The following is a 19,124-nucleotide window of genomic DNA, read 5'->3' as shown; positions in this document are numbered from 1 at the left end:
CGCCTTCCTATACTGCCTCGACGTATAACTATTCCAGGCGCGAGACATCGATGGAGCTGCTGGTACAGCCCTTGGGCCGGTCCCTGGCGGTAGAGCCGGGCGCCAATCTGTTGCAGACGTTGCGCAGCAATGAGGTGCCGGTGTCCTACAGCTGCATGGCGGGCCGCTGCGGCACCTGCCGTTGCAAGGTGCTCGAGGGCGGCGTGCTGGAATCGGGCCATGAAGCCAAGTTGACCAATCCTCACGACGGGCGCTACGTGCTGGCTTGCATGAGCGTCCTGACGGAAAGCTGCACCATCGAGATCCCGGAGATCGACGAGCTGGTGGTGCATCCGGCGCGCGTGCTCAAGACCGCTGTGACCGAGCTCGAGCCGGTGACCCACGATATCCGCCGGCTGGTGCTGCGGGCCTCGAAGCCGCTGTCGTTCTCTCCGGGCCAGTACGCGACACTGCAATTCACGCCTGAACATATCCGCCCCTATTCCATGGCGGGGCTGCCCGGCGACGAGCTGGAGTTCCATGTCCGGGTGGTGCCGGGAGGAAAGGTCTCGGGCTACATCGACACGCAGCTCAAGCCAGGCGACCAGGTCAGGGTGAGCGGGCCGCTCGGTACGGCCTACCTGCGCCGCAGGCACGCTGGACCCATGCTGTGCGTGGCCGGCGGCACCGGGCTCGCTCCCGTGCTGTCCATCGTGCGCGGTGCGCTGGCATCCGGCATGGGCAACGACATCCATGTTTATTTCGGCGTGCGGTCGGAGCAGGACGTCTATGGCAAGCGCTGGCTCGACGAGTTGTCGGCGCAGCACAGCAATCTGAACGTGCACGTTGTCGTGGCGGCCGGTGCCGAGCGGCTGGGCCATCGCAGCGGCCTGGTGACCGACGCGGTCGATGCCGACTGGAGCCGCCTGTCCGGCTGGCGCGCGTATCTGTGCGGATCGCCGCCCATGGTTGATGCGGCCACGCTGCTGCTGGCGCGCAAGGGGCTATCTGCCGAACACATCTACGCCGACGCGTTCTATCCGAGCAGCGATTGACGCGCGCGGTCCGCGCGTCATCGCGCATCACCATAAGGAGGCAAGCATGGGCGATACCACCGTCTTCCCACGCGAACTCGAATGGCAGGGCAGCGGCTCCAGCCGCATCCCGTTCTGGGCCTATACCGACGAGTCGCTATACAAGAAAGAGCTGGAGCGTTTCTTCTACTCGGGCCATTGGAACTACGTGGGCCTGGAAGCCGAGGTTCCCAACCCGGGCGATTTCAAGCGCACCGTCATCGGCGAACGATCAGTCATCATGACCCGCGCCGAGGACGAAACCATCCACGTCATCGAGAACGTGTGCGCGCACCGCGGCATGCAGTTCTGCCGTGAACGCAGTGGCAACCGCAAGGAACTGGTCTGTCCCTACCACCAATGGAACTACTCGCTGAAGGGCGATCTGCAAGGCGTGCCGTTCCGGCGCGGCGTCAAGCAGGACGGCAAGGTGAACGGCGGCATGCCGGCGGACTTCAAGACGGCCGACCACAGCCTGAACAAGCTCAGGGTAGCGACGCGCGGCGGCGTGGTCTTCGCTTCGTTCGATCACGATGTGCCTTCGCTCGAGGAATTCCTGGGGCCGGTCATACTGGGCTACTACGACCGCCTGTTCAACGGGCGCAAGCTGAAGATCCTGGGCTACAACCGCCAGCGCATCCCGGGCAACTGGAAACTGATGCAGGAGAACATCAAGGATCCGTATCATCCCGGGCTGCTGCATACCTGGTTCATCACCTACGGCCTGTGGCGGGCAGACAATAAGTCCGAATTGAAGATGGACGAGCAGTTTCGCCATGCGGCCATGATTTCCACGCGTGGTTCCGCCGGCGTGAAGTCGGAGGTCACAGCCGGCGTGACCAGCTTCAAGGAAACGATGGAGATCAAGGACAAGCGGCTGCTCGACATCGTGCACGAACCGTGGTGGGGCGAGCCAACCGCGGTCATGATGACCATCTTCCCCAGCGTGATCTTCCAGCAACAGGTCAATAGCGTCTCCACCCGCCATATCCAGCCCAACGGCACGGGCTCGTTCGATTTCGTCTGGACCCATTTCGCGTTCGAGGACGACACGCCCGAAATGGTCCAGCGCCGGCTCATCCAGGCCAACCTGTTCGGCCCGGCCGGCTTCGTTTCGGCCGACGACGGCGAGGTGATCGAGTTTTCGCAAAGCGGATTCGAGCAGAAGCCCTTTCACCGCGCGCTTGCCGAGCTCGGCGGCACCGGCGTCGAGAATACCGACCATATGGTGACCGAGACCCTCATCCGGGGCATGTACGCCTATTGGCGCAAGGCGATGGATGTCTGAGGCGCGCCGGCGCAGTGGAGGAATGTGAGATGGAAGATTTGCAGACGTACCTGGACGTGGCCCGCATGCATGCCGACTATGCCGCGGTAGTGGATGGCGGACGGTGGGAGGAGTGGCCCGAGTTCTTTCTCGACGAGTGCGAATACAAGATACAGCCGCGCGAGAACTTCGAGCACGGCTATCCGCTTGCCACGCTCTACCTGATTAGCAAGAACATGCTCAAGGACCGGGTATACGGCATTACCGAGACACTGTTCCATGACCCCTACTACCAGCGCCACGTGTGCGGCATGCCGCGCATCCTGAAGGAAGAGGCCGGCGTGCTGCACGTCGAGGCCCATTACGCCGTGTTCCGCACGAAGCTCACGGGCGAGTCGACCGTATTCAACGTCGGCCGCTACATCGACCGGATACGCCGCACGCCTGATGGCCTGAAGTTCGAATCTCGGCTGTGCGTGTTCGACACCGAGATGATTCCCAATTCCCTGATTTATCCCATTTGAGGTGGCTATGGCTGAATGGATAGACGTGGCGGCAGCCGACGAGGTGCCCGAAGACGACGTGATCGGCGTGCAGGCGGCGGGCAAGGACGTCGCGCTCTATAGCGTCGAGGGCGATTTCTACGCGACCGACAACATCTGTACGCACGGTCATGCCCGGTTGTGCGACGGCTTTCTGGAGGGCCACGAGATCGAGTGTCCGCTGCACCAGGGGAAATTCGACGTGCGCAGCGGCAAGGCCCTGTGCGCCCCGCTGACCGAAGACATCAAGACCTATCCGGTGAAGGTCGAAGACGGCCGTATCTGGCTGCAGCTGGGTTGACAGGCGGCCGCGGATGCCCGGCCGCCTGTCATTGATACAAGGAGATAAGCATGCAAGAACCCGAGCAGGACGGCCGCCCGTTGCGCGCCTATGCCGATCCGGCCTATCGGCCGCTGTGCGCCACGCTGGCCGAGGTGCGCGCCAACATCGACCGGCTTGACGACGAGATCGTGGCGCTGCTTGCGCAGCGCGCCATGTACGTCAAGGATGCCGCGCGTTTCAAGAAGGACGCCTATCAGGTAAGCGCGCCGGCGCGCCAGGCCGAGGTGTTCGCTAAGGTGCGGGCACTGGCCACGCGCCATAACCAGGGCTTCGAGGGCTTGGAAGACGTGGTCGAGGCCGGTTACCGCGCATTGGTGGCCGCATTCATAGCGGCCGAACAAACTTATCACGACAAGATGACCAGCCTGGAGGACGGAGATGTTTAGCCATCGATGGAAAAGCGCCATGGCGCACGCGATGGCGGCGGCGATCGTGACGTGCGCCGTGCCGGTGGGCGCGGCGCAGGGGCAGGCATGGCCCACGCATCCGCTCAAGTTGATCGTGCCGTTCGGCCCCGGTTCCAGTCCCGACCAGGTGGCGCGGGTGGTGGGCGACCGGCTGGGCGGCTTGCTGGGCCAGACCGTGGTGGTCGAGAATCGCCCCGGCGCCAGCGGCAACATCGGCACCAATGCCATTGCCAAGGCGACCCCGGACGGCTACACGTTCGGCGTGTCGATCACCGGCCCGCTGGTCAACAACACGGTCCTGTTCGATTCGTTGCCTTACGAGCCGGCCAAGGACCTGGCGCCGCTCACTCTGGCGGTGCATCAACCCAATGTGCTGGTGGTACCTGCCGCGTCGGGGATCGGTAGCGTTGCACAACTGCTCGACGCCCTCAAGAAGCAGCCCGACAAGTTCAACTTTCCGTCGACCGGCGCCGGCACGGTGTCTCATCTGTCGGTCGAACTGATGCTGCAGCAGATCGGCGCCAAGGCCGTGCATGCGCCTTATCCGTCTTCGCCCGCCGCGCTGACATCGCTGCTTTCGGGGGATACGCAGTTCGCTGCCTTGCCGCCGATCGCCGTCATGCCCATGGTCAAGGACGGCAGATTGAAGGCGCTGGCCGTGACTTCGTCCAAGCGTTCCAGCCTGCTGCCCGACATTCCGACCCTGGGCGAAGCCGGTGTAGCGGGTATCGAAGGCTCCGCCTGGATAGGCTTTGTCATCTCCTCGAAGGCGCCGGCCGACATCCAGAAGAAACTATCGGATGCACTCATCGCCGTCCTCAAGGATCCCGAGGTAGTGAAAAGGCTCGAAGCCCAGTACATGGAGCCGGCGGCCACCACGCCCCAGGAGTTCCAGCGGTATATGGACGACGAGCTCAAGCGGTGGGCGCCGCTGATCAAGAAGCTCGGCTTGAAGGGCCAGTAGCGCGAGACAGGCGGCCGGTGCCCGGGCCGGCCGCCTGTCTCAGTCCAGCCGGACGTTGGCCTTGCGCACGACTTCGCCCCACTTGGCGCGATCGGCCGCTATGAACGCCGCGAATTCTGCCGGCGTATTTCCCTTCAGCTCGCCGCCGTAGGAGCGCCACTTCTGCGCCAGCTCCGGCGATTGGGCGGCCTTGCGCATCGCTTCGCTGAGCTTGTCGACGATGGCCCTGGGCGTGCCCGCGGGAGCCAGCAGCCCTTGCCAGGCAATCGGCTCGAAGTCCGCGATGCCGGCTTCCGAAAACGTGGGCACGTCCGGGAAAGTGGGATGCCGCTGCTTGCCGGTGATGGCCAGCAACTTGAGCTTCCCGGCCCGGATGTTGCCGGCGGCCGCCGGCAGGCCATCGAACATCAGTTGCACTTGTCCGGCAAGCAGGTCGGCGTACGGGCTGTTGCTGTTGTACGGGACGAAGGTGAGCTTGGTGCGCGCGCTGAACCCGAACCATTCGCCCGACAGGTGGGAGTAGCTGCCGGGCCCCTGGGTGGCCACGTTGACCGCGTCCGGCTTGGCTTTCATCAGTGCGAGCAGGCCGGCGACATCGTTGGCCGGCAGCTTGGGCGTGGCGATGAGGCCGGTATTCAGAATGCCCAGCAGACTGACCGGGGCGAAGTCCTTGGCCGCGTCGAACGGTAGTTTGGTGTAGAGGTGCGGCACCACGGACAGCGTGCTGGTCGTGCCGATGTATAGCGTATAGCCGTCCGGCGCGGCGCGCGCGGCGGCTTCTGTGCCTATGATGCCCGAGGCGCCCGGGCGATTGTCCACGATGACGGTTTGGCCCAGGACTTTGTTGAGCTCGGCCGCGATCTCCCTGGCATTGGCGTCGGGCCCCGTGCCGGCGGCAAAGGGAGCGATGATGCGTATGGCCCGGGCCGGGTAGTCCTCGGCTTGTGCGCCGGCCGACGCCCAGGCGCCGAGGACTATGGCGGAAAGCCCGACGCAGCGGAAGAAAGCGTTCATTTGTCGTCTCCGGAAGTCATCACGTTCGCGTGATTTGTTTTCTATTATCAAAATACAAGAATTTGTGTATATTAAAACCAGGAACTAAGATAAAAATCAATAGAGTTCTCTTATAAAGAGAACGAGGAGGAAAAAAATGGGTGCAGGTCAGATTGCCGAACCTTCGGTCCGGCCGCGCGGTCTGCGGCTCGCATTCAGCCACCTTGGGCTGTTCGTTCGCGACCTGGACGCCATGGCGGCGTTCTACGAGACGGTACTCGGGTTTACCGAGACCGACCGGGGCAACCTGGGGACGACGCGGCTGATCTTCTTGAGCCGGGACCCGGCCGAGCACCATCAGATCGTGCTGGTCACGGGCCGCCCTGAGGAACTGCGCTTCAGTGTGGTGAACCAGATTTCGTTCCGTGTGCCCGACCTGCCGACGCTGCGGCGATTCCACGAGTTGCTGGTGGCGGCGCGCGTGGACGACGTACAGCCCGTTACGCATGGCAACGCGGTGTCGATCTATTGCCGCGATCCCGAGGGCAACCGGCTGGAGTTGTTCATGGATACGGACTGGTATTGCGAGCAGCCATTGCGCGAGCCGGTCGACTTTGGCGACAGCGACGAGGAAATCCTGCGCAAGGCCGAGGCCATCGCGCGCAAGTATCCGCGCTTCCAGCCGCGGGCCGAATGGCAGGCCATGATCGCGCAACGTATGGAAGCCGATCAGCATGGCTGAGACGTCAACGGCGACGGTCGACGTAGCCATCGTCGGCTACGGTCCCGTAGGGGCGCTGCTGGCAAATCTATTGGGGCAGCTGGGATTGTCGGTGCTGGTGCTGGACAAGGAGCCGGGCATCTATCCGCTCCCGCGCGCCATCCATTTCGATGGCGAAGTAATGCGCGTCTTCCAAAGCGCGGGCTTGCGCCAAGCGGTTCTGGAGGTCGTGCGCCCCGGCACCCAGGGCATGCACTTCGTCAATGCCGAAGGGCGGACCTTGCTTATCCGTGGCGGTACCGCCGAGCTCGGGCCGCATGGTTGCGCCAATAACTATTATTTTCACCAACCGGAACTCGAACAGGTCTTGCGCCAGGGGGCGGGCCGCTTTCCCCATGTCGAAATACGCCTGGGCTGCGAAGTAACCGCCCTGCGGGAAGAGCCGGAATGGGTGGAACTGGAATTGACCGACAGTGTGCGCGCGGACCGGCGCGTGGCCCGCGCCCGCTACGTCGTGGGATGCGACGGCGCGCGCTCCCTGGTGCGCAAGACCATGGGAAGCCGGATGGAAGACCTCGGCCTGCATCAGCCCTGGCTGGTCTTCGACGTGATCCTCGACGATGCAAGTCCCGCTCTGCCCGGCCACACCATCCAGTACTGCGACCCAGCCCGTCCCATGACGTATTGCAACGTCGTCGGACGCCGCCGCCGCTGGGAAATCATGATCATGCCGGATGACGACGTCGCGGCGATCGTCCAACCGGATACCTTGTGGAAACTGGTCGGACGCTGGATCCGGCCGGAACAGGCGGCGCTCGAACGGGCGGTGGTCTACACCTTCCATTCCGTGCTGGCCCACGGCTGGCGCAAGGGCCGCATGCTGCTCGCCGGTGATTCCGCGCACCAGACGCCGCCCTTCCTGGGGCAAGGGATGTGCGCCGGCATGCGGGATGCCGCCAACCTGGCGTGGAAACTGGAAGCCGTCCTGCGTGGCCGGGCCGCGGCCGAGCTGCTCGACAGCTACGAGGCGGAACGGGCTCCGCACGTGCGCGCCTTCGTCGAATTGGCGGTGCGCCTGGGCGATATCATCCAGACCACCGATCCCGAACGGGCGCGCGAGCGCGACCGGCGCTTCGAGGCGGGCGGGCCGGAAATCTTTGAATTCCCGTCGCCCGCGCTGGGAGCCGGCCTGCAGTACAGCGACCGGCCGCCGGTAGGGCAACCGTTTCCGCAGCCGCGCATGGACGATGGAAGGCTGATGGACGACGTACTGGGCTATCGCATGGCCGTGATCGGACATGCGGGGGTGATTCGCGACGTCGGCGAATGGACGCGCGAGCGATGGGAGAGGCTGGGTGCAGTGGTGCTCGATCGTCCCGACCGTACACTAGCCGACTGGCTCGATGCCCATGGCGTGGGAGCCGTCGTGCTGCGCCCGGACCGCTATCTGATGGGCATGGCGCGCACACCGGACGAACTCGAGCGGATCACGGCCCGTTTGCCGACGGCCGCGGCCGCCTTATGCTGACGACTGCATGGAAGAAAAATCTGCGACCAGCCTGGAACGCCTGTTGAGGGTGCTGGACCTGTTCGATGACGAACACCTGACCCGCACGGCCGAGGAAATCGCCACGCTGCTGGATGTGTCGCTGCCTACCGGCTATCGCTACGTCAAAACCCTGGGGGATGCGGGATTGCTGCAGCGTGCCGGCGATTCGCGCTACGCCCTGGGCCCGCGCATCGTGGTCTTGGACTATTACATCCGCCGCGCCGATCCGCTGTTGCGCGTGGCGATTCCCCACATGGCCGAACTGGTCGAGAAGACCAGTTTCGATTGCGTCACTTCGGCCTGGTTCGGATCGCAGATCCTGGACACGCATCGCGAGATGGGCAAGGTCCCCGCCGCGTTGGCCTACGGCCGCGGCCGCCCCCGGCCGTTGTTCAGCGGCGGGGCGCCCAAGGTCATCCTGGCCTCGTTTCCGCCGGCGCAGTTGCGGCGCCTGTTCGATGCGCACCCGGACGAGATCGCCCGGGCGGGCCTGCCGACCGACTGGCCGGCGTTCAGGAAGTACTACGCCGCCATACGCAAGGCCGGCTACTACGTTTCCATGGGCGAGCTGGAAGCTCAGCTGGCCGCCATTGCGGCGCCGATCCCCAAGGCCGAGGGGGGCGTGTGGGGCGCGCTGTCGCTGGTGATCGATATGCCGAGGGTGGAAGTGGTCGACATGCCGAAGGTGGTACAACTGGTGCGGCGGACGGCTGCGCGCATCGCCGATGAGCTGGCCCGGCCCCTTGCGGCAGCGGCTGCCGCCGATGCCGCGTGAAGGCCGGGCAGGCCGGTTTCAATCGGAGCTCAACCCCAGGTCATTGGGCCGGCGCCGTTCCAGGTTCCACTTCAGGAGGGCCGCGCTACGGTAGATGCCATGCGCGAATTTGCCGTAGGGCAGGGTCAGGAACAGTGCCATGACAAAGCCCAGGTGCACGGCCAGCAGCAGCCCCATCGCGGAGGTGTCCCGGCCGGCCAGCAGCGCGAGGCCGGTCAGGCTGGTGAAGAACAGCAGACAGATGAAGCCGCGATCCATCGGCCGTTGCGCGGCGTCGCCGTGCTGGGGGTGGCGGCGCATGTTCAGCCACAGCAGTCCGGCCGGCCCGATCAGCAGGCCTATGCCGCCCGCGGTCCCCAGCAGCACCGGGAGGCTGGACCAGGCGTAAGGCGCCGGCAGACCCAACACATAGTGATAGAGCGTAGCGACGCACGTTGCGGCGAAGCACAGCATAAAGCCATAGAAGGTGAAGTGGTGGAAGCGCCGGCGGGCCAGCGTGAAGGCGTCGTCGGCCTCGTTGCAGCCTTTGCCGTGGCCGCCGTCCAGGTACTTCAGGCGCAATGCGTCGCCGGCGGTTTCGGCGGCAGCCGCCACGGACGGGTTTCCCGGCGAGACGTCGCGCCAGAAGCGGGCCACCCCTACGGCCAGCGCCACCAAGGCCAGCACGAACACGGTGCCGAACATCGCCACCAGCAGGTTATGCGGGAAGATCGCATAGAAATTGCCGGCCAGCGGGGCATGGAGCAGCGAGCCGTTCATGGCGATGGCCAGGATCAGGAACAGCGCCAGGCCGATTGCGGTCGCCATGGCTACCGTGACGCCATTGCGCGCGTACAGGCGTCCCAGCGCCGGCGGCCAGGCATAGTCGGTATAGGTCTGCATGCGGACCTTGGCCATGGCCTGCGGCACGTTGACCGCGAATTCGTGCGGCGGCGCATATTGGCACGCATGCAGGCAGGCGCCGCAGTTGTGGCACAGGTTGGCCAGATAGTGCACATCGGCCTTGCCGAACTCCAGCCGGCGCATCATGGCCGGGAAGGTGGCACAGAACCCTTCGCAATAGCGGCAGGCATTGCAGATTTGCAGCACGCGGCCCACTTCGGCTTCGTTGGGCGTCAGTGCGGCCGTGGCCTTGTCGCGAGCGGCGCGGTCCACCCATTGCACGGGAACGGGCTCGATGGCGGCGGCCGAGGTAGACGCGGCAGTCACGGGACGCGCGCGCTGCGCCGACTGGGTTGCTTCAAGCTGCTTCACGATTCTGCGCTCCTTCTTGTTGGCCGAGTGCGGCCTGCGCGGCCTGGGTGCCGGCGATGCGGCCAAACGCGGTGCCGATGGACATTCCTACGCCCGCGGTATAGCCCTTGCCGAGCACATTGCCCGCCATGATTTCACCGGCGGCGAACAGGTTCGGGCTCGGTTCCCCGCCAAAGTGCACGGCGGCGTTTTCGTTCACCTTGGGACCCAGGTAAGTGAAGGTAATGCCCGGGCGCAGCGGGTAGGCGAAAAATGGCGGCGTGTCGATCGGCCGCGCCCAGTGCGTCTTGGCCGGTTCGATACCCTCGGTATGGCAGTCGTCCATGATGGTGTGGTCGAAGTTCTGTCCGCGGCAGGCAGCGTTGTACTGCGCCACCGTCTCTGCCAGCCGGGTTTCGTCCAGTCCGATCTGGCGCGCCAGCTCGGCCAGGCTGTTGGCCTGGGCGCCCGGGAACACAGGCGGCATGAAGCGTCCCACCGCCTTCGAGTCGATGATGGAATAGGCGATCTGCCCGGGCTGGAACGCTACCAGGCGTCCCCAGATGGCATAGCGCTTGGGCCAGAAGTCCTCGCCTTCATCGTAGAAGCGCTGGGCGTCGCGGTTGACGACGATGCCCAGCGACACGCAGTCGATCCGGGTGCAGATGCCGCCGTCGTACAGGGGCGCGCGGGCGTCGATGGCGACGCAGTGTGCCTGGGTGGGATCGCCGATCATGTCGGCGCCGGCTTCTATCAGAAACTTCAGCAGCGCGCCCTGGTTATAGCGTGTACCGCGGATCAGGAAGTTGTCGGCCGGCCATTCGCCGCGTTCGTTCTGTCCCCACGCCTCGCGCTGCCAGGCGATATTGGACTCGAAGCCGCCGGCCGCCAGGACACAGGTCTTGGCTTCGATCCGTTCCGTTCCCGTATGCGCGGCCACGAAGCGGCCGTTGTCCAGCTCCAGCGATTGCACCGGCGTTTCGTAGCGGATCTGCACGCCCAGCGCTTCGGCGCTCCGGTAATAGGCATTGACCAGCGCCTTGCCGCCGCCCATGAAGAAGGCGTTGGTGCGGGCGACGTGCAGCGTGCCCGACAAGGCCGGCTGGAAATTGACGCCGTGCTTGCGCATCCAGTCTCGGCAGCTGGACGAGGCACGGATCACCAGCCGCGCCAGTTTTTCGTCGGTGGCCCCTCCGGTGACCTTGAGCAGGTCCTGCCAGAACTCTTCCTCCGGATAGGCCCCGACCAGGACGTCCTGCGGCTCGTCGTGCATGCAGCGCAGGTTGCGGGTGTGTTGCGAGTTGCCGCCTCGCCATTCGCGCGGTGCCGCTTCGAGCAGCAGTACGGAGGCGCCCGCTTCGCGGGCCATCAGGGCGGCGCACAAGGCAGCGTTGCCGCCGCCGATCACGAGTACGTCTACCATGCGGTTCCTTTGGTCAGTGTGCCGGCACTGTAGAGCCGCGCGCCCGGCGCGCCTAGAGGCCGCGCCGGCAAGGGGTGTTCACGATTCGTGAATGGTTGCGCCCGGCCAGCGTCCTTCCCGCACCAGGGCCCGCATGACATCCACCAGGACCACCCGGGCCGCCAGCGCGGGGGGCGAGAGTTCGTCGTCCGAGACGCTCGTGACCACGTTGCGGCGATAAAGGCCGGGCTCGGAAAGCGGGTACATGCGCAGATCGTGGGCTTGCAGGCGGCCGGCCGCCACCCCGGGCTGGATAGTGGCGATGGGATTGTCCAGGACCACGTCCAGCAGCGTTGCCAGACCGTCCACTTCCAGCACGACGTTGGGTTCGATCCCCGCCCGGTCGAAGGCCGCGTCCACCAGGATGCGCAACCCATGGGTCTTGCTCGGCATGGCCAGCGGCAAGCGGGCCGTCTGGCGCAGTTCCAGCGTCTGGCCATCGGCCACGTCCAGCATGCCGGGCCGGGCCAGCACGAACAGTTTTTCGTCCAGCAGCGGCATCACGCTCCAGTGCCGTCCGCTTTCCGTCTGGAACAGCACGGCCAGGTCCAGCAGGCGGGCATTCAGCATGCTGGCCAAGTGGCCGGACAGGCTTTCGACCAGATGCAGCCGCACGTCCGGATAGCGCTCGTTCATGGCGGCGATAAAGGGCCGGGCCAGCAAGGAAGCCGTGGACGGGGCAAAGCCCAGGCTGACCGCGCCGGACAGGCGTGCTTCGCGCGCGGCCACGATCGCGTTGTCGGCATGCCGCAGCGCCATCTGCGCCTGCCGCCAGAATGCCAGCCCCGCGTCGGTCGGAATGACGCCGGTAGCGGTGCGCTGCAACAGGCGCGTCGCCAGCTCGCTTTCCAAACGGCTGATCTGCTGGCTGAGGGCGGAGGGGACGAGATCCAGTTCGCGCGCGGCGCGGCCCATGCTGCCCAGCTCGACGACACGAACGAAATAGCGGAGTTGGCGAAGTTCCATGGAGTTCCTGTTGGGAGACGGCGGCGCTGTGCAGCGATGCATGTCTTATATAAGATATAAGACAGTTGCGGGCGGCGGCGGCTAGTCCTACAATCCCCCGCTTATCGCCCTCATCCCAACCATATCGGGACACCGTCAATGCTCCAATCGTACCGTCAACACGTCGCCGAGCGTGCCGCGCTCGGCATCCCGCCGCTGCCGCTGTCGGCGCAGCAGACCGCCGACCTGATCGAGCTGCTCAAGAATCCCCCCGCCGGGGAAGAGCAGGAACTGCTGAATCTGCTGACCCATCGCGTGCCCGCGGGTGTGGACGACGCCGCCAAGGTGAAGGCCTCGTACCTGGCCGCCGTCGCGCTGGGCAAGGAAACCTGCCCGCTGATCGACCGCGCCAAGGCAACCGAGCTGCTGGGCACCATGCTCGGCGGCTATAACATCAGCGCCCTGGTCGAGCTGCTGGACGATGCGCAAGTCGGCACCATCGCGGCCGACGGCCTGAAGAAGACCCTGCTCATGTTCGACGCCTTCCACGACGTGAAGGAAAAGGCGGACAAGGGCAATGCCAACGCCAAGGCCGTGATGCAAAGCTGGGCCGAGGGCGAATGGTTCACCAGCCGTCCGGAAGTGCCCGAGAGCCTGACGGTCACCGTGTTCAAGGTCACCGGCGAAACCAACACCGACGACCTGTCGCCCGCCCCGGACGCCTGGAGCCGGCCCGACATCCCGCTGCATGCCCTGGCCATGCTCAAGAACCCCCGTCCCGGCATCGAGCCGCAGGAACCGGGCAAGGTCGGCCCGCTCAAGCAGATCAACGAGCTCAAGGAAAAAGGCCATCTGGTCGCCTACGTGGGCGACGTGGTCGGTACCGGTTCTTCCCGCAAGTCGGCCACCAACTCCGTGCTGTGGTGGACCGGTGAAGACATCCCCTTCGTTCCCAATAAGCGCTTTGGCGGCGTCTGTCTGGGCGGCAAGATCGCTCCCATCTTCTACAACACCATGGAAGACGCGGGCGCGCTGCCGATCGAGCTGGATGTCTCCAAGATGGAAATGGGCGACGTCATCGAGCTGCGCCCCTACGAAGGCAAGGCGCTGAAGAACGGCGAAGTCATCGCCGAATTCGAGCTCAAGTCCGAAGTGCTGTTCGACGAAGTGCGCGCCGGCGGCCGCATTCCGCTGATCATCGGCCGCGGCCTGACGGCCAAGGCGCGCGAAGCGCTGGGCCTGCCACCCTCGACCCTGTTCCGCCTGCCCAAGAACCCGGCCGACACCGGCAAGGGCTACACGCTGGCCCAGAAGATGGTCGGCCGCGCCTGCGGCCTGCCGGAAGGCAAGGGCATCCGCCCGGGCACCTACTGCGAACCGCGCATGACTTCGGTCGGCAGCCAGGACACCACCGGCCCCATGACCCGCGACGAACTGAAGGACCTGGCTTGCCTGGGCTTCTCGGCCGACCTGGTGATGCAGTCGTTCTGCCACACCGCCGCTTATCCCAAGCCCGTGGACGTGAAAACGCACCACACGCTGCCCGCCTTCATCAGCACCCGCGGCGGCATTTCGCTGCGTCCGGGCGATGGCGTCATCCACTCGTGGCTCAACCGCATGCTGCTGCCCGACACGGTCGGCACCGGCGGCGACTCGCACACCCGCTTCCCCATCGGCATCAGCTTCCCGGCCGGCTCGGGCCTGGTGGCCTTTGCCGCCGCCACCGGCGTGATGCCGCTGGACATGCCGGAATCGGTGCTGGTCCGCTTCAAGGGCAAGCTGCAGCCCGGCGTCACGCTGCGGGACCTGGTCAACGCCATTCCGTACTACGCCATCAAGCAGGGCCTGCTGACGGTCGAAAAGAAGGGCAAGAAGAACATCTTCTCGGGCCGCATCCTGGAAATCGAAGGGCTGCCCGACCTCAAGGTCGAACAGGCTTTCGAGCTGTCCGACGCGTCGGCCGAGCGTTCGGCCGCCGGCTGCACGGTGCGCCTGAACAAGGAACCGATCATCGAATACATCAATAGCAACATCACGTTGCTGAAGTGGATGATCGCCAACGGCTACGAAGACGAGCGCTCGATCGCCCGCCGCATCAAGGCCATGGAAGCCTGGCTGGCCGACCCGCAGCTGCTGGAACCCGATGCCGACGCCGAGTATGCCGCCGTCATCGAGATCGACCTGGCCGACGTCCACGAGCCGCTGGTGGCTTGCCCGAACGACCCGGATGACGTCAAGACGCTGTCCGACGTTGCCGGCGCCAAGATCGACGAAGTGTTCATCGGCAGCTGCATGACCAATATCGGGCACTTCCGCGCGGCGTCCAAGCTGCTGGAAGGCAAGCGTGACATTCCGGTCAAGCTGTGGGTGGCTCCGCCCACCAAGATGGATCAGAAGCAGCTGACCGAGGAAGGCCACTACGGTGTGCTGGGTTCGGCCGGCGCCCGCATGGAAATGCCGGGCTGCTCGCTGTGCATGGGCAACCAGGCGCAAGTGCGCGAGGGTGCCACGGTCATGTCCACCAGCACCCGCAACTTCCCGAACCGCCTGGGCAAGAACTCCAACGTATACCTGGGGTCCGCCGAACTGGCCGCGATCTGCTCGCGCCTGGGACGCATTCCCACCAAGGAAGAGTACTTGGCCGAGGCCGGCATCCTGTCCCAGCACGAGAAGACCATCTACCGCTACATGAATTTCGACCAGATTCCCGACTTCAAGGATGTGGCCGATTCGGTAGGCGTCTAAACCGAGAGGGCGCCGCAGACCACGGCGCCCTGGCATTTCAATACGCGCTGCTCTGCGGGCACCTGCGGAACCGGCCTCGAGCCGGATCCGCGGTGTGTCCGCAGAGCTTTTTTTGGGGCTGTCGCGGCCGGTACTGCGCTGGCCGGCTGCACCGCGCCCGGGCGTCCGGGAATCTGTCGTACGCTATCATTGCCCGGCCATAACGACGATCCACGATTATGCGTGCACAAGACTATCCGATCGACCGCAGCATCGGCTTCCAATTAGGCAGGACATTCCGCCGGCTGCGACCGATCATGGAACAGCAGATCAACAGCGCCGGAATCTCCTATGGCATGTGGTTCTTCCTGCGCGCGCTGTGGGAGCGGGACGGCGTGAGCCAGCGCGAAATCGCCGAAATGGTCGGGCTGACCCAGCCGACCGCGTGGGCGGCCCTGCGCAAGCTCGAAGCCCAGAAGATGGTGACCTTGCGGCCGGACGAAGAGGACAAGCGCCGCGTACTGGTCTTCCTGACCGAACGAGGCAAGGGCCTGGAGGAGGTACTCCTGCCGCGGGTCGAGCACATCAACGAAGTCGCGCTGCAAGGTATCAGCAATGCCGAGCTGGCGACCTTCCAGCGTGTGCTGCGGAAGATCGAGGCCAACATCTCGCCAGCCGACTGAGCGCGCAGGGATCCGGGATGGACTAAAAAAAATCCGTCGCTTACTGGCATTTAATTAGATTGCGATCTAATATAATCGGCGTATAGTATTCATGCCGGTTGACCTCGGTGGGGCCGGGGGAGAGTCCGCCACGGGCGTAAGCCCGGGAATGGCGCATTATAAAACGTTAGCTATCTAAATAATTGAACGGCGGCCGCGAAGGCGCGGGATGTGGAGAGCGAAATGAGCGACAAGCAGGACTGGCCTGAACTGGTGCGTGGCGTACCCCAAGGTCTGGAGCTGGGGTTGCGCAACTATTGGTACCCCATCATCCAGAGCGAAGAGTTGCCGGCCGACAAGCCCCTGGGACTGAAATGCCTGAACGAAGACCTGGTGGTTTTCCGGGACGGGCAGGGCAGGCCCAACGTGCTGTACGACCGGTGCCCGCACCGGTTCGTCAAGCTCTCGAGCGGCAGGGTGCTCGATGGCCAGTTGCAGTGCGCCTATCACGGCCTGCGTTTTGACGGGCAAGGCGCCTGCGTACTGATTCCGTGGGAGCCCGAGGCCGGACAGGAACAGTTGTCCAAGGTCTGCGCCAAACATTATCCCTGTACCGAAATCGGCGGGTACGTCTGGGCGTATCTTGGCGAGGTCGAGCGATTTCCGCCTCCGCCCATCGAGACCTGCATACCGGAAGAACTGCTGTATCCCGACCGGTTCGTGCACTTCCGGCTGGATACGGAAGAGTGGGACGCCAACTGGCTGTTGGTGATCGACGGAAGCGATGCCTATCACGCCGTCACGCTGCATATGGAATCCCAGTTCCACGAGGCCGTGGAGCGGTATCTGGCGGCCGGCGGCGATGCCGCGCACGCCAAGCCGCTGACGCCGCTGGCTGACCGGCGGGTCAAGATCGTCGAGACTGATGGACACGGCCTGCGCGGGGTATCGGTGGATCTCGAGGGCAACATGCTGGACCACGGCCACCGGCTCGACAAGATCAAGGGCGAGCGTTTCAACTTGCCCGGCCTGGTGTCCAACCTGCTGAGGCCCACGTCCAACGCCGCGCCGTATGTCTCGCGCCTGTTCCAGGTGCCCATCGACTACCACCGCACGCGGCTGTTCCGCTATGCCGCATGGCGTATCGAAGGGCCGGATGACCGCGAACGCCTCAAGGAGCACTTCGAGAAGGTCGTCAAGCCGCGGCAGATGAAGACCGCGGAGGAAGACAAGGAAATGGCGCGCGTGGCGGGCGATCTGGTCGAGTCCCGCGCGAACGAAGTCCTGTTTGCGCCGGACCGCGACATGATCCGGATCCGGCGGCGCCTGGCGGCGGCGTACGTCGCGCAGCAGACGCAGAACGTGCGCGCGCCGGCCGATGAGCCGACGCCCACGCCGGCGTCGCTGGTCTTTCCCGCTTGACGCCGCGTGTGGCGGCGATGCCGCTGCTGCCACGGGCGCCTGCGCGGGCTCCAACAGATTACCGAACTATCCCGGCCGGGATGGCGTATATGGCGCACAGCGGAGGTTAGTGATGAAGAAGGCCTTGGCAGTATCCTGTATCGGCGTGGCGGCAGTGTTGGCATCCGGGGGGGACGCGAGGGGGCAGCCATACCCGAACCGGCCCATTACGCTTGTCATGCCGTACAGCGCGGGTACCGGCATCGATACCGCAACGCGGGCATTGGCAGAAAAGCTGCGACAGAACATGAAGCAGTCCGTCATTGTGCAGAACAAAGTGGGCGCGGGCGGCAACATCGGCTCGGAGTTCGTGGCCAGGGCGGCGCCCGACGGCTATACCTTGCTGGTCGTTGCCAATACGCTGGCAATGAATCCCAGCCTGTACAAGAACCTTCCTTACGATCCGGTAAAGGATTTCCAACCGATAGGCCTGCTCTTCAAGGGAGCGATGGTGCTGGTTGGCGGGCGGACGGTTTCGGCGCGCGACTTGTCCCAGTTCATCGACCAGGCCGCGAAGGCGCCCGGCCGCTACAACTATGCATCCGCGGGCGTCGGCACGCCGCAGCACCTTGCCATGGAACTGCTCAAGGACGCCACCGGCATGGACGTCCTGCACATTCCGCATAAAGGGGCGGGCGAAGCCGTGACCGCGATTGCCGGCGGGCAGGTCGAAGTCGGCTTCGTCCCTATTCAATCGGCGTTGGCGCAGATCGACGCGGGCCATATGCATGCCCTGGCGGTATCCAGCCCGCGGCGCCACGCCGCATTGCCGGACGTGCCCACGGTGTCGGAGTCGATCGGCAAGCCTTTCGACGTGGACCTCTGGTATGGAATGTTCGCCCCGGCCGGCACACCGGCCCCCGTCGTAGCGCAACTGCAGCGGGCCGTGCAGGATGCGCTGAAGCTGCCCGAAGTCAGGGAGAGTCTAGCGTCCCAGGGGATGGTGGAGGCATCCAGTACGCCGGCCGAGTTGGCTGCCCTGGTCGAGTCTGATTTGACGCGCTGGGCGCAGGTCATCAAGGCCAGGGGCATCCAGCCGAATTGATGTGCGGCGGTCAGCCAGGGGCGCGTCCATCTCCGTTTCCCCTGGCCCGATTTCGTCTCAATAGGTGAGAAACTCCATTGACGCCGTCCGCGCCGGCGCGGATAGTTCCCCCATCACTAGAACGACATGGGTGGAATGGCCATGGAATTGGGAGCATCCCTGCATCATCTGCATCTGACCTCGCCGGACCCGCAGCGGCTGGCGGATTTCTATGCCCGGACGCACGGTCTGCAGGCCCGTGCGGACCCGGGGCGCTGGGTGTGCGCAGCACCGGGCCGCACGCTGGTGCTGTCGTCCGGTCCCGCAAACGGCTTGGCCTATGCCGCGTTCGGTTTCCAAGACCCCGCACGCTGGCAGGCCTTTCGTAACCGGGTCGCGGCACATGCGCGTGCCGAGACGCCGGCGCTGCCGGTCGATTGCGAAGACGCTCTGGCAGTCCGCGACCCCGACGGCAACGTGATCGTTTTCGCGCTTCGGCCCGGCCTCCCCGCTGGCGTGCCGGCCCAGGACGACTTGCCGTCGGCGCACTTGCAGCACTTCGCGCTGCGCACGACCGACCCGGCTCCCATGCTGGCGTTCTACGAGGGGGTGCTGGGCTTCACGCTGTCGGACAAGGTGCAGGACGAGGAGGGCATGTTGCGTGCCTGTTTCCTGCGCACGGAGAGCCTGCATCACGCGCTGGCACTGTTCCGCGCGCCGATGCGCTGTTTCGATCACCAGTCCTTCGAGACTGGTTCCTGGAACGACATGAAGACCTGGGGCGACCGCATGGCCGCCATTCGCGAGACCATTGTCTGGGGTATCGGCCGGCATGGCCCCGGCAACGACGTGTTCTTCATGGTCCGCGACCCGGATGGGAACTTGGCCGAGATCTCCGCTGAGATTGAAGTCTGCGCGCCGGACCGGCCTGCCGGAGTCTGGGTGCACGAAGAGCGCACGCTGAACCTCTGGGGCAAGGCGATCATGCGCGACTGAGGTG

The 19,124-nt window shown here is 65.0% G+C and carries 18 protein-coding genes; 14 read left to right on the top strand and 4 right to left on the bottom strand.

The window, feature by feature from the left end:
- Positions 1-50: 50 nt before the first annotated feature.
- From QHC78_RS08875 to QHC78_RS08850, 6 genes are read left to right on the top strand one after another with little or no spacing between them, the layout of a single operon-like run.
- Positions 51-1,034, top strand: coding sequence for a 2Fe-2S iron-sulfur cluster-binding protein (locus tag QHC78_RS08875; RefSeq protein ID WP_319743585.1), 984 nt, complete (start codon positions 51-53; stop codon positions 1,032-1,034).
- 46 nt (positions 1,035-1,080) lie between these two features.
- Positions 1,081-2,340, top strand: a complete 1,260-nt coding sequence (locus QHC78_RS08870) for an aromatic ring-hydroxylating dioxygenase subunit alpha (protein ID WP_319743583.1) — start codon at positions 1,081-1,083, stop codon at positions 2,338-2,340.
- A gap of 29 nt (positions 2,341-2,369) precedes the next feature.
- Positions 2,370-2,843 (top strand): aromatic-ring-hydroxylating dioxygenase subunit beta, encoded by a 474-nt coding sequence (locus QHC78_RS08865; RefSeq protein ID WP_319743581.1) that lies wholly within the window; start codon positions 2,370-2,372, stop codon positions 2,841-2,843.
- 7 nt (positions 2,844-2,850) lie between these two features.
- The gene (locus tag QHC78_RS08860; protein ID WP_319743579.1) at positions 2,851-3,162 is read left to right on the top strand and encodes a non-heme iron oxygenase ferredoxin subunit; all 312 of its coding nucleotides are present in this window, start codon (positions 2,851-2,853) and stop codon (positions 3,160-3,162) included.
- Positions 3,163-3,212: 50 nt separating this feature from the next.
- Positions 3,213-3,590, top strand: coding sequence for a chorismate mutase (locus QHC78_RS08855; protein WP_319743577.1), 378 nt, complete (start codon positions 3,213-3,215; stop codon positions 3,588-3,590).
- 31 nt (positions 3,591-3,621) lie between these two features.
- Positions 3,622-4,575, top strand: coding sequence for a Bug family tripartite tricarboxylate transporter substrate binding protein (locus QHC78_RS08850; RefSeq protein ID WP_319744865.1), 954 nt, complete (start codon positions 3,622-3,624; stop codon positions 4,573-4,575).
- Between the two features lie 39 nt (positions 4,576-4,614).
- Here the strand turns inward: QHC78_RS08850 and QHC78_RS08845 are convergent, their stop codons facing one another.
- Positions 4,615-5,589 (bottom strand): Bug family tripartite tricarboxylate transporter substrate binding protein, encoded by a 975-nt coding sequence (locus QHC78_RS08845; protein WP_319743566.1) that lies wholly within the window; start codon positions 5,587-5,589, stop codon positions 4,615-4,617.
- A gap of 136 nt (positions 5,590-5,725) precedes the next feature.
- On the opposite strand from QHC78_RS08845, the gene QHC78_RS08840 reads away from it, so the two are divergent.
- Genes QHC78_RS08840 through QHC78_RS08830 form a run of 3 tightly spaced genes read left to right on the top strand, consistent with a single transcriptional unit; the run spans position 5,726 to position 8,613 of the window.
- Positions 5,726-6,310, top strand: a complete 585-nt coding sequence (locus QHC78_RS08840; protein ID WP_319743564.1) for a VOC family protein — start codon at positions 5,726-5,728, stop codon at positions 6,308-6,310.
- Entirely contained in the window at positions 6,303-7,817 is a 1,515-nt protein-coding gene (mhpA, locus tag QHC78_RS08835) for a bifunctional 3-(3-hydroxy-phenyl)propionate/3-hydroxycinnamic acid hydroxylase MhpA (RefSeq protein ID WP_319743563.1), read from the top strand. Before QHC78_RS08840 ends, mhpA begins: the two co-directional genes overlap by 8 nt.
- A 7-nt stretch (positions 7,818-7,824) precedes the next feature.
- On the top strand, positions 7,825-8,613 hold the full coding sequence (locus QHC78_RS08830; protein ID WP_319743561.1) for an IclR family transcriptional regulator: 789 nt from the start codon (positions 7,825-7,827) through the stop codon (positions 8,611-8,613).
- An 18-nt stretch (positions 8,614-8,631) separates the two neighbouring features.
- Here QHC78_RS08830 and tcuB read toward each other — a convergent pair whose 3' ends face one another.
- The 3 genes from tcuB to QHC78_RS08815 all read right to left on the bottom strand — a co-directional run bounded on the left by tcuB (position 8,632) and on the right by QHC78_RS08815 (position 12,274).
- Entirely contained in the window at positions 8,632-9,792 is a 1,161-nt protein-coding gene (tcuB, locus tag QHC78_RS08825; protein ID WP_413816451.1) for a tricarballylate utilization 4Fe-4S protein TcuB, read from the bottom strand.
- Positions 9,793-9,853: 61 nt separating this feature from the next.
- Positions 9,854-11,269: an FAD-dependent tricarballylate dehydrogenase TcuA gene (gene tcuA / locus QHC78_RS08820; RefSeq protein WP_319743557.1), complete on the bottom strand. Its 1,416-nt coding sequence runs from the start codon at positions 11,267-11,269 to the stop codon at positions 9,854-9,856.
- A gap of 78 nt (positions 11,270-11,347) precedes the next feature.
- Positions 11,348-12,274: a LysR family transcriptional regulator gene (locus QHC78_RS08815; RefSeq protein ID WP_319743555.1), complete on the bottom strand. Its 927-nt coding sequence runs from the start codon at positions 12,272-12,274 to the stop codon at positions 11,348-11,350.
- Positions 12,275-12,412: 138 nt separating this feature from the next.
- Between QHC78_RS08815 and acnB the strand changes: the two genes are divergently transcribed.
- The 5 genes from acnB to QHC78_RS08790 all read left to right on the top strand — a co-directional run bounded on the left by acnB (position 12,413) and on the right by QHC78_RS08790 (position 19,120).
- The gene (gene acnB, locus QHC78_RS08810; protein WP_319743553.1) at positions 12,413-14,998 is read left to right on the top strand and encodes a bifunctional aconitate hydratase 2/2-methylisocitrate dehydratase; all 2,586 of its coding nucleotides are present in this window, start codon (positions 12,413-12,415) and stop codon (positions 14,996-14,998) included.
- Between the two features lie 218 nt (positions 14,999-15,216).
- Complete coding sequence (locus QHC78_RS08805) at positions 15,217-15,660, top strand: MarR family winged helix-turn-helix transcriptional regulator (RefSeq protein WP_319743552.1); 444 nt, start codon at positions 15,217-15,219, stop codon at positions 15,658-15,660.
- Positions 15,661-15,882: 222 nt separating this feature from the next.
- Entirely contained in the window at positions 15,883-17,061 is a 1,179-nt protein-coding gene (locus QHC78_RS08800) for a Rieske 2Fe-2S domain-containing protein (protein ID WP_319743550.1), read from the top strand.
- On the top strand, positions 17,018-18,145 hold the full coding sequence (locus QHC78_RS08795; RefSeq protein WP_319743548.1) for a Bug family tripartite tricarboxylate transporter substrate binding protein: 1,128 nt from the start codon (positions 17,018-17,020) through the stop codon (positions 18,143-18,145). The genes QHC78_RS08800 and QHC78_RS08795 overlap by 44 nt, the downstream gene beginning before the upstream one ends.
- Positions 18,146-18,286: 141 nt before the next feature.
- Entirely contained in the window at positions 18,287-19,120 is an 834-nt protein-coding gene (locus QHC78_RS08790) for a VOC family protein (RefSeq protein WP_319743546.1), read from the top strand.
- Positions 19,121-19,124: the final 4 nt, after the last annotated feature.

The sequence above is a fragment of the Pigmentiphaga sp. genome (genome assembly GCF_033795525.1).
In the GTDB taxonomy this organism is placed as follows: domain Bacteria; phylum Pseudomonadota; class Gammaproteobacteria; order Burkholderiales; family Burkholderiaceae_B; genus Pigmentiphaga.
The sequence above is the reverse complement of the archived record's forward strand: the minus strand, read 5'-3'. Positions and strand labels throughout refer to the sequence as shown.